Source organism: Zoogloea oleivorans, from assembly GCF_008107625.1.
GTDB lineage: Bacteria > Pseudomonadota > Gammaproteobacteria > Burkholderiales > Rhodocyclaceae > Zoogloea > Zoogloea oleivorans.
The window spans coordinates 254,018-263,647 of record NZ_SDKK01000006.1; the positions used below are offsets into that span (position 1 = coordinate 254,018).

Here is a 9,630-nt window from a genome sequence, read left to right on the forward strand (position 1 = left end):
GCTGCCGCCCGCCTCGGCCAGGCCCGCGCGCTGGAGCAGGCGGCCCACGCCGCCAAGTTCCCGCAGATTGGCGTCGGCTTCGGCCCGACCCGCCAGCGCCCCTCGCCCGCATCTCAAGGCCTCGCCGCCGACGCCGATACGCGCACCAGCACCCTGTGGCGCGGCCAGGCCAGCATCGCCTACGAGGTGGACCTGTTCGGCCGCCTGGCCAGCGCCGAAGACGCCGCCCGCCTCGACGCGGAGCGCAACCTGGCCCTCTTCGGCGCCACCCTGCTCGCCCTGCAGGCCGATGTGGCCCAGGCCTATTTCCTGATCCGCGAGCTGGACGCCGCCCAGGCCCTCTACGTCGACGCCGTGAAGCTGCGCGCCGACACCGTGCAACTGCTGCAACGCCGCTTCGACGAAGGCGACATCGCCGAGCTGGATCTGGCCCGGGCACGCAGCGAGCTGTCCGCCGCCCGCTCCGAATCCCTTGGTCTGGCGCGTCAGCGGGCGGTGGCCGAGCACGCGCTGGCGATTCTGCTCGGCAAGTCACCCGCCGAGTTCGCCTTGCCGGCGATGCCCCTGCGCCGCCTGTCGGTGGACGTGCCGGCCGGCCTGCCCTCGGCCCTGCTCGAACGCCGGCCGGACATCGCCGCGGCCGAACGGGCCATGGCCGCCGCCAACGCCCGCGTCGGTGTGGCCCGGGCAGCGTGGTTCCCGCGCCTGTCCCTGACCGGAGCCCTTGGCTACGAGTCTGGCGGGCTGGGCGATCTCTTCAAGTACGCCAGCCGCAGCTTCGTTCTCGGGCCACTGGTCGGCACCGCCCTGAGCCTACCGGTGTTCGACGGTGGCGCCCGCGATGCCGGCGTCAAACAGGCCCGGGCCGCCTACGACGAGGACTCAGCGCGCTACCGGCAAACCGTCCTGCAGGCCTTCCGCGAGGTCGAGGACAACCTCGCCCAGCTGCGCCTCCTTGGCGACCAGCACCGGGAGCAGGACAGCGCCGTCAGCGCGGCCGAACGGGCCGCGCGTCTGGCCCGCCTGCAATACCGGGAAGGCGCGGTAAGCTACCTCAACGTGATCGACTCGGAGCGCAGCGTGCTCCAGCAGCAACGCCTGGCAGTGGGCCTGGATGGCGAGCGGGCACGCTCGACGGTGAACCTGATTCGCGCGCTGGGCGGCGGATGGGCCCCTGGCCCGACCACACCCGGCTAGCCCCCCGTGGGTCGGACTTCAGTCCGACATCAGAGGTGACTGAACCGGCAAAGTCGGACTGAAGTCCGACCCACGGGGGCGCAGTGGCGGATGCTGCTTTGCACCAGGAGGCCGAAGCCCGATAAGCTACGGGCCATCGGTCTCAACCTTCCTCCGCCATGTCCCGACTCAAAGCCGCCCTCGCCGCCCTCGCCCTCGTTTCCACCCCCGCCCTCGCCGGCAAGACCCTCGACGCCATCAAGGCCAAGGGGCAGATCGCCTGCGGGGTCAGCACCGGGGTGATCGGTTTTTCGGCGGCTGACAGCCAGGGCCAGTGGAAAGGCCTCGACGTAGACGTGTGCAAGGCCCTCGCCGCCGCCGTGCTCGGCGACGCGAACAAGGTGCGCTGGGTGCCCCTCAACTCGCAGCAGCGCTTCACCGCGCTGCAGTCCGGCGAAGTGGACATCCTGTCCCGCAACACCACCTGGAGCCTGACCCGCGACGCCGCCCTCGGCCTGCATTTCACGGCGGTCACCTACTATGACGGCCAGGGCTTCCTGGTGGCCAGGAAGTCCAAAGTAACGAGTGCCAAACAGCTGAAGAACGCCGAGATCTGCGTCCAGTCGGGCACCACCACCGAGAAGAACCTCTCCGACTACTTCCGTACCCAGGGCATCAAGGTCAAGCCGGTGGTTTTCGAGAAGTTCGAGCCCTCCATCAAGGCCTTCTTCAGCGGCCGCTGCCAGGCCTACACCACCGATGCCTCGGCACTGGCTTTCATCCGCACCAAGGAAGCGCCCAACCCGGACGACTACGTGGTGCTGCCGGAAATCATCTCGAAGGAACCCCTCGGCCCGGCCGTACGGCGAGGCGACGACGAATGGTTCGCCGTCGTCAAATGGACCATCAACGCCCTGATAGAAGCCGAAGAACTGGGCATCACCCAGGCAAAGGTGGACAGCCTCAAGGCCTCGCCGGACCCGGCCGTTCAGCGCTTCCTGGGCGTCGGCGAAGACCTCGGCAAGAGCCTTGGCCTCGACCGGGAATGGGCAGCACGGGCGGTCAAGGCCGTCGGCAACTATGGCGAGATCTTCAACCGCAACGTCGGCGCAGACTCGCCCCTCAAGCTGCCGCGCGGCCTCAATGCCCAGTGGAACAAGGGCGGCATCCTGTACGCCCCGCCGCTGCGCTGACGATGGCTGCCGGCCGTACCGCTTCCCGCGCCGCCCAGGCGTTGATCCTTGCCGTCGTCGTCGGGCTGCTCGCGCTGCTCGTCACGACCACGGCCGATCACCTCCAGCAACGCGGCATCCGCAGCGGTTTCGATTTCCTGCTCGAGCCGGCCGGCTTCAGCATCGGTGAAAGCCTGCTGCCCGTCGAGGCGGAAGATTCGACCCTGCGCGCCTTTGCCGCCGGCCTCCTCAACACCCTGCGGGTGGCCCTGCCCGGCGCGCTGCTCGCCACGCTGATCGGCGTCCTGGCGGGCTTTGGCCGACTCGCCGACAACCCGCTGGTGCGCGGGCTGGCCAGCGCCTACGTGAATGCCTTTCGCAACATTCCGCTGCTGCTGCAGTTGCTGGCCTGGTATTTCCTGCTCACCGATCTGCTGCCCGCCACCGACGCGGCCCTGCGCGTGGCGCCAGGGGTCTTCCTCAGCAAATCCGGCCTGGCCCTGCCCTGGTGGGTCGATGGCGCCCTCGAAATCCCCGAACCGGGGGGCTTCGGCATCGACGGCGGCGCCCGCCTGACCCCCGAGTATCTGGCCATACTGCTCGGCCTGACCTTCTATTCCGCCGCCTACATCGCCGAAACCCTGCGCGGCGCCGTCGAGGCGCTGCCCCCCGGTCAGCGCCTGTCGGCCCTCGCGCTGGGCATGACGCCGCGCCAGGCTTTCGTGCTGGTGCTGCTGCCGCAGGCCTGGCGGGCGGCCTTGCCGCCGGTCACCAGCCAGCTCCTCAACCTGTTCAAGAACGCCTCGCTGGCGGTGGCCATCGGCTACCCCGACCTGGTCTCGGTGGCCGGCACCAGCCTCAACCAGACCGGCCGCGCCATCGAATGTCTGGCCATCGTGATCGCCGTGTATCTGCTGCTGTCACTGCTCGCCGCAGCATTGAGCCACCGGCTCGAACAGCGCGCCCTGCGAGGGCAAGCGGCATGATGCTCGTCACCCTGCGCCGCCGTTTCTTCGGTGACGGCCTCAATACGGCGCTGACCCTGCTGGTGCTCGCCGCCCTCGCCCTGTGCCTGCCTCCGCTGCTCAACTGGGCCGTCATCAACGCCCGCTTCGCCCCCGACGCGGCCGCCTGCGAAACACTCGATCATGCCGGCGCCTGCTGGGGCGTGGTGGCCGAAAAGGCCCGCTTCATCCTGCTTGGCCGCTACCCGGCGGACCAAGCCTGGCGACCATTTCTGGCCGCCGGCCTGATCACTGGCAGCTGGCTGGCCGCGGCCTTCGGCTGGCTGCGCGGCGGCAAGCTGGCCAGCGCCCTCTTCCTGGCGCCGCTGCTGGCCCTGCCGCTGCTTGGCGGCGGACTGGCCGGGCTGAGCGACGTTCCCACCGAGTTGTGGGGCGGCCTGCCGCTGACACTGCTGCTCACCAGCGCCGGCATGGCGGGCGCGCTGCCCCTGGGCATCGCCGTCGCCTACGGTCGGCGTTCAGCCCTGCCGATACTGCGCGGCCTGCTCACTGGTTACGTGGAGCTGGCACGGGGCATTCCGCTGGTTGCCGCGCTGTTCGTCGCGTCCTTCCTGCTCCCGCTGTTCTTCCCGGACGGGGTGGCGGTGGACATGCTGTGGCGGGTGCTGATTGCCATCGTGCTGTTCGCCGCCGCCTACCTGTCGGAAATCGTCCGCGGCGGCCTGCAGGCCTTTCCGGCCGGGCAACTGGATGCCGCGCTGGCTCTGGGCTTCAACCGCTGGCAAACCCAGCGCTGGATCGTCCTGCCGCAAGTGCTGCGGGACGTCGCCCCGTCGCTGGCCAACAGCGCCATCGCCCTGTTCAAGGACACCTCGCTGGTGACCATCGTCAGCCTTTACGAACTCACCGGCTCCCTCGGCCTGGCCCTCGCCGGCGATCCCCAGTGGCGGCCCTTCTACCTCGAAGCCTGGCTGTTCATCGCGGCCATCTACTGGCTCGGCTGCGCGCTGCTGGCAAAAGTCAGCCAGCGCCTGGGCTAGCCCCTGTGGGTCGGACTTCAGTCCGACAACGCACCTTCAGCCCGTGATGTCGGACTGAACTCCGACCCACAGGGGAGCATCGGCCACGGCCCGGGTCAGGATATCCGCCAGCCGCAACACCCCCGGCCCGGCACAATCCGGGTCGGCCAGCACCAGGTTCATCTCGACAAAACGTTCCTCAGCCCCGCCAAGGGGTAGCACACGTAGCTTGCCGGCGGCCAATTCGGCACCAATCAGCACTTCCGGATACCAGGCAAAGCCATGGCCGGCGCAAGCAGCGGCGATGGAGGTGGCCAGGCTGCTGAACGTCCACCGCTGCTCCACCTCCACGGTGTAGCTGCGCGAGGTGCGCCGCGATCCGGTTTCGCGCACCATCAGGTGCCGGTGGGCGCGCAGATCCTTCTCGCTGAGGGTGCGGCCCAGTTGATGAAGCGGATGATCGGGATGGGCTACCGCCACCAGGCGCATGCGCATCAGCGGCCGGCCCAGGAAGCCCGGTGGCACATGGGGCGTTACCGCGATGTCTGCGTGCCCGCTGAGCAAGGCCTCGCCGGTACCCCCCATCACTGACTCGATCACCTCCAGCCGCGTTCTCGGCGCCTCCGCGCCAAAGCGCGCCAGGCAGTCGATCAGCAGGCCCGGTGGAAACAGGATCTCCACCGCCAGCCCGATCTCCGCCTCCCAGCCGGCCGACAGCTTGCGCGCCGCCTGCTCCAGGTCGCCCGCCTCGCCGACCAGGGCCAGCGCACGCCGGTAGAGCATCTGCCCGGTGGGCGTCAGCACCGCCTTGCGGCCCTGGATCTCGAAGGCCTTTACGCCCAGCAGCGACTCGATCTTCTGCACCGCGTAAGTCACCGCCGACTGACTCTTGTGCAGCACCTCGGCGGCCTGGGCGTAACCACCGGCCTCGACGACGGCAATCAGCGCACGCCACTGGTCCAGCGCAATATGGGGAGCGGGAATCATTATCGAATTAATAGATTGGTATTAGCTAAATCTTGTTCTTTTTTATCTTCCCGGTAAATCATTAAATACACACACCAACACCTCACCCGGAGCGATCAAATGAGCACCCTTCTCAAAATCAACGCCAGCCTGTTCTCCAGCCACGGTCAGTCGAGCCAGCTCACCGAGCGCTTCGTCACCACTTGGCTAGACAACCACGCCGGCGCCAGCGTTGTGACCCGTGACCTGGCTGCCGAACCGGTGCCCCACCTGGACGGCGCCCGCTTCATGTCCTTCCTGGCCAAGCCGGAAGAGCGCACTGCCGAGCAGCAAGCCGTGGTGGCCTTCTCCGACGCGCTGATCGCAGAAGTGCAGAATGCCGACGTGATCGTCATCGGCCTGCCGATGTACAACTTCGGCGTGCCCTCGACCCTCAAGGCCTACTTCGACCACATCGCCCGTGCCGGCGTCACCTTCAAGTACACGGCCACCGGCCCGGAAGGTCTGCTGAGTGGCAAGAAGGCTTACATTCTGGCCGCCCGCGGCGGCATGTACGCCGGCACCCCGAAGGACAGCCAGACCACCTACGTGCGCGACTTCCTCGCCTTCCTGGGTATCACCGACGTGGAATTTGTCTACGCTGAAGGTCTGAACATGGGTGACGACAGCAAGTCGGCCGCTCTGGCAGCCGCCCACGGCCAACTCGCCGAACTCGCCGCCTGAACACGAAAGGGCATCATGACGACACGCAGCCTGCAGAAAATCATTCCATCGATCCCCGTCTCCGACGGGGCCGGCGTCAAGCTGAGGCGAAGCCTGGGCCAAAGCCAGTTTCAACGGCTCGACCCCTTCCTGATGCTCGACGAGTTCGCCTCCGACAACCCGGACGACTACATCGCCGGCTTTCCGCCGCACCCGCACCGGGGCTTCGAGACGGTCACCTACATGCTGGCGGGCGACTTCCAGCATGAGGACCACCTCGGTCACAAAGGCCACCTGCGCGGCGGCGGCGCCCAGTGGATGACCGCCGGGCGCGGCATCATCCATTCGGAAATGCCGCTACAGCAAAGCGGCCGCCTGCATGGCTTCCAGTTCTGGATCAACCTGCCGGCCAAAGAGAAGATGAAGCCCGCCGCCTACCGCGACATCCAGCCGGAAGACATTCCGCTGGTAGCGATTCCCGGTGGCGAGGTGAAGGTGGTGGCCGGCACGCTGCAAACCGCCGACGGCCAGAACGTGCCCGGCCCGATCCAGGGCCTGAGCACCGCGCCGCTGTTCCTGGACGTGCGCCTGCAGGCCGGACAAGGCTTCAGCCATGCCCTGCCCGAGGGTCACACCGCGTTTATTTACCCCTACGCGGGCAGCCTGATGGTCGGCGCCACCCACGACGCCAAGCCGCTGGCAGCACGCCAGGCCGGCGTGCTGTCGGCCGAGGGCCGCGTCGAAGTGAGCGTCGGCATCGAAGGCGGCAGCTTTCTGCTGCTGGCCGCCCGACCGCTGGGCGAGCCGGTGGTGCAGTACGGCCCCTTCGTGATGAACACCCGCGAAGAGATCGAGCAGGCCCTCGCCGACTACCGGGACGGCACCCTCGCCTGAAACGGCTTACATCACCCGCCCGAGGCGCCAGGTAATCAGCCCGCACAGGGCCAGCCCGGCGCCGAGGCATCCCGCCACACCGAGCCAGGCATCGAACTGCCAAGCCAGTCCCGACAGCGAACCGATCAGGCTCGCCCCCAGGTAATAGCTGCACAGGTACAGCGCCGCGGCCAGCGCCCGGGCCGGCACCGGGCGACGCCCGACCCAGCTGGCCGCCACCGAATGGCCGGCAAAAAAGCCGAAGGTGAACAAGCCCACGCCGAGCACCACCAGCCACAACTGCCAGGCCAGCGTCAGCGCCAGGCCGGCCACCATCAGTCCGACCATCGCCCGCAGCGTGTTGGCCCGGCCCAAGCGCTCCACCAGCCGCACCGCCAGGTTCGACGCCACGATGCCCACCAGATAGAGCAGGAAGACCATGCCGATCTGCGCCGCGCTCAACGAGAACGGCGCCTCCACCAATCGAAAGCCGAGATAGTTGTAGAGACTGGTAAAACAGCCCATCAACAGGAAGCCCAGCGCAAACAGGCTGCGCAGGCCACCGTCGGCAAAGATCTCCCGCACATGCCCTGGCAAGCCGGCAAACGCCCCACCGCTCGGCCGGAAGTGGCGCGACGGCGGCAACATCCGCCAGAAGGCCGTCACCGTCAGCGCCGAAAAGGCCGCCAGACACATCAGCGCAACGCGCCAGTCGGCGTGCTCGGCAATCTGCGCCGCAAAGAACCGCCCGCTCAGGCCCCCCAGCGCATTGCCCGAAATGTACAAGCCCATCGCCCGGCCAAGGGCCCTCGGCTCGAACTCTTCACTCAGATAGGCCATTGCCACCGCCGGCAGCCCGGCCAGACTCAGCCCCAGTAAAGCCCGCGAAACCAGCAGAGCGTTGAAGCCCTCGGCAAAGGCGCCCACCAGGGTGAACAGCGTGGCCAGCACCAGCGCCGCCGTCATCACCGGCTTGCGGCCCAGCCGGTCGGCCAGGATCGCCGCCGGAATCAGCGCCATCGCCAGCGCAATCGTCGCCGCCGACACCGCACCGCTGGCCACTGCCGGCGTCAGCCCGAACGCCCCGGCCAGCATCGGCATCAGCGGCTGCAGGTTGTAGAGCAGCGAGAAAGTGGCGAATCCCCCCAGGAACAGCGCCCAGCTGGCCCGCCGGTATTCCGGCGTGCCGGCGCGCAGGCGTTCCGGTGAAACGGGAGCAGGACGGAAGGAGACAGGCGTCGCTGGGGAAGGAGCGCAACAGACAGTGTTTTCTGACATGGGCCCATGCTAGCCCTGCGCAAAACCACCAGTCCAATATATATTACAGGCACGATTAATAGCTCTGACGTATATATGGAACTGCGCCACCTGCGCTATTTTGTCGCCGTCGCCGAAGCACTCAACTTCACCCGCGCCGCCGAGCGCCTGCACATCGGCCAGCCGCCCCTCAGCCAGCAGATCCAGGCCCTGGAGGCCGAGCTGGGCGTGCAGTTGTTCGAACGCACGAAACGGCGTGTCGCCCTGACACCCGCCGGCGAACGCTTCCTCGACAGCGCCCGGCGCATCCTCGGGGACACCGAACGGGCCATTGACGAAGTCCGGCGCATCGCCCGCGGCGAACTCGGCGAGCTGCGCATCGGCTTCACCTCGTCACTGCCCTTCACCGCCCTGCTCCCCAACCTGGTCCGGCGCTACCGGGCGCAGCGCCCGGAAGTCACCCTGATCCTGCGCGAGATGTTCACCTCCGACCAATACGCCGCCCTCGAAAAGGACGAACTGGACGTCGGCTTCGTACGCTACACCGGCCTCGCCACGCCCCCCGGCGTAACCGTGCGCGAGATTCACCACGACCCGCTACGGCTCGTCATCAACGCCAGCCACCCACTCGCCAGCCGCCCGGCCTTGTCGCTGGCCGACGTGCGCGACGAGGGCTTCATCACCTATCCGGCAGGCACCGGCACCGGCCTGGTGGCGCTGCTGCAGCAACTCTGCCTCAACGCCGGCTTCGCACCGCGCATCGTCCAGACCGCCGGCGAAGCCACCACCCAAATCGGACTCGTCGCCGCCGGACTCGGCGTGGCCCTGCTCCCGTCACCGCTCGAGTGCGTACGCATCGACGGCGTCCGCTACGTGCCGGTGAGCGATTCGGGAGCACACCTGTCCCTCGGCATCGCCGTGCACGAAAAACACGGCAAACCGATGATCACGGAGTTTCTGGGAAACCTGGAAGGAGCAGATCGGGACATCGCCAATAACACTACCCGGCCAAACACGCAGCCGTGATTAAGCCGATAAAGACACTAGGGCCTGTTCTCAATTACGCCAACCAGACGAAAGCACAAGCGAGATGAACGAAGGACAGGAATGACTGTGCGAGTTTGTCGTAGCGCGTAGCGATACGTCTGAATTGCTTGATCCGACAGAAGAAGCGCTCGATCAGATTGCGGTCCTTGTAGATATGGCGATCGAAGGTACGCGGGTTGAGTCGGTTGGCGCGAGGTGGAATGACCGCCTGGCTGCCTTGCGCCGTGATGGTTTCGATAAAGGCATCCGAGTCGTAGCCCTTGTCGGCCACAATGAACTCGGCGGGCTGATCTTTGATGAGTGCGCCCGCTTGTCCGATATCGGAGATCTGACCTGCCGTGAGAATGACTCGCACTGGATTGCCCAGGGAATCCACCGCCACATGCAACTTGGTGGTCAATCCACCCCGCGAGCGGCCGATTTGCGGGTCGCCCGCTTTTTTTGGGCGCCGGC

Annotated in this window: 10 protein-coding genes; 7 read left to right on the plus strand and 3 right to left on the minus strand. The window is 67.3% G+C overall.

The window, feature by feature from the left end:
* The 4 genes from ETQ85_RS08390 to ETQ85_RS08405 form a co-directional block, all read left to right on the plus strand.
* On the plus strand, positions 1 to 1,197 hold a 1,197-nt coding region (locus tag ETQ85_RS08390), incomplete at its 5' end, for an efflux transporter outer membrane subunit (RefSeq protein ID WP_148578609.1).
* 158 nt (positions 1,198 to 1,355) lie between these two features.
* On the plus strand, positions 1,356 to 2,369 hold the full coding sequence (locus ETQ85_RS08395) for an amino acid ABC transporter substrate-binding protein (RefSeq protein WP_148578582.1): 1,014 nt from the start codon (positions 1,356 to 1,358) through the stop codon (positions 2,367 to 2,369).
* A 2-nt stretch (positions 2,370 to 2,371) separates the two neighbouring features.
* Positions 2,372 to 3,334, plus strand: coding sequence for an ABC transporter permease subunit (locus tag ETQ85_RS08400; RefSeq protein ID WP_148578583.1), 963 nt, complete (start codon positions 2,372 to 2,374; stop codon positions 3,332 to 3,334).
* Complete coding sequence (locus ETQ85_RS08405) at positions 3,331 to 4,353, plus strand: amino acid ABC transporter permease (RefSeq protein ID WP_246128694.1); 1,023 nt, start codon at positions 3,331 to 3,333, stop codon at positions 4,351 to 4,353. Before ETQ85_RS08400 ends, ETQ85_RS08405 begins: the two co-directional genes overlap by 4 nt.
* A 36-nt stretch (positions 4,354 to 4,389) precedes the next feature.
* Here ETQ85_RS08405 and ETQ85_RS08410 read toward each other — a convergent pair whose 3' ends face one another.
* The gene (locus ETQ85_RS08410; protein WP_148578584.1) at positions 4,390 to 5,319 is read right to left on the minus strand and encodes a LysR family transcriptional regulator; all 930 of its coding nucleotides are present in this window, start codon (positions 5,317 to 5,319) and stop codon (positions 4,390 to 4,392) included.
* Positions 5,320 to 5,418: 99 nt separating this feature from the next.
* Between ETQ85_RS08410 and ETQ85_RS08415 the strand changes: the two genes are divergently transcribed.
* Together ETQ85_RS08415 and ETQ85_RS08420 are read left to right on the plus strand one after the other, a co-directional pair.
* On the plus strand, positions 5,419 to 6,021 hold the full coding sequence (locus ETQ85_RS08415; protein ID WP_148578585.1) for an FMN-dependent NADH-azoreductase: 603 nt from the start codon (positions 5,419 to 5,421) through the stop codon (positions 6,019 to 6,021).
* Between the two features lie 15 nt (positions 6,022 to 6,036).
* Positions 6,037 to 6,894 carry a pirin family protein gene (locus tag ETQ85_RS08420; protein WP_148578586.1) on the plus strand — a complete coding sequence of 286 codons (858 nt, stop codon included), beginning with the start codon at positions 6,037 to 6,039 and terminating at the stop codon, positions 6,892 to 6,894.
* 6 nt (positions 6,895 to 6,900) lie between these two features.
* Here the strand turns inward: ETQ85_RS08420 and ETQ85_RS08425 are convergent, their stop codons facing one another.
* Positions 6,901 to 8,151, minus strand: coding sequence for an MFS transporter (locus ETQ85_RS08425; protein WP_148578587.1), 1,251 nt, complete (start codon positions 8,149 to 8,151; stop codon positions 6,901 to 6,903).
* A gap of 75 nt (positions 8,152 to 8,226) precedes the next feature.
* Between ETQ85_RS08425 and ETQ85_RS08430 the strand changes: the two genes are divergently transcribed.
* Positions 8,227 to 9,156 (plus strand): LysR substrate-binding domain-containing protein, encoded by a 930-nt coding sequence (locus tag ETQ85_RS08430; RefSeq protein WP_148578588.1) that lies wholly within the window; start codon positions 8,227 to 8,229, stop codon positions 9,154 to 9,156.
* 34 nt (positions 9,157 to 9,190) lie between these two features.
* Here the strand turns inward: ETQ85_RS08430 and ETQ85_RS08435 are convergent.
* A partial coding sequence (locus ETQ85_RS08435) for an IS5 family transposase (protein ID WP_148578589.1) occupies positions 9,191 to 9,630 on the minus strand: 440 nt, incomplete at its 5' end.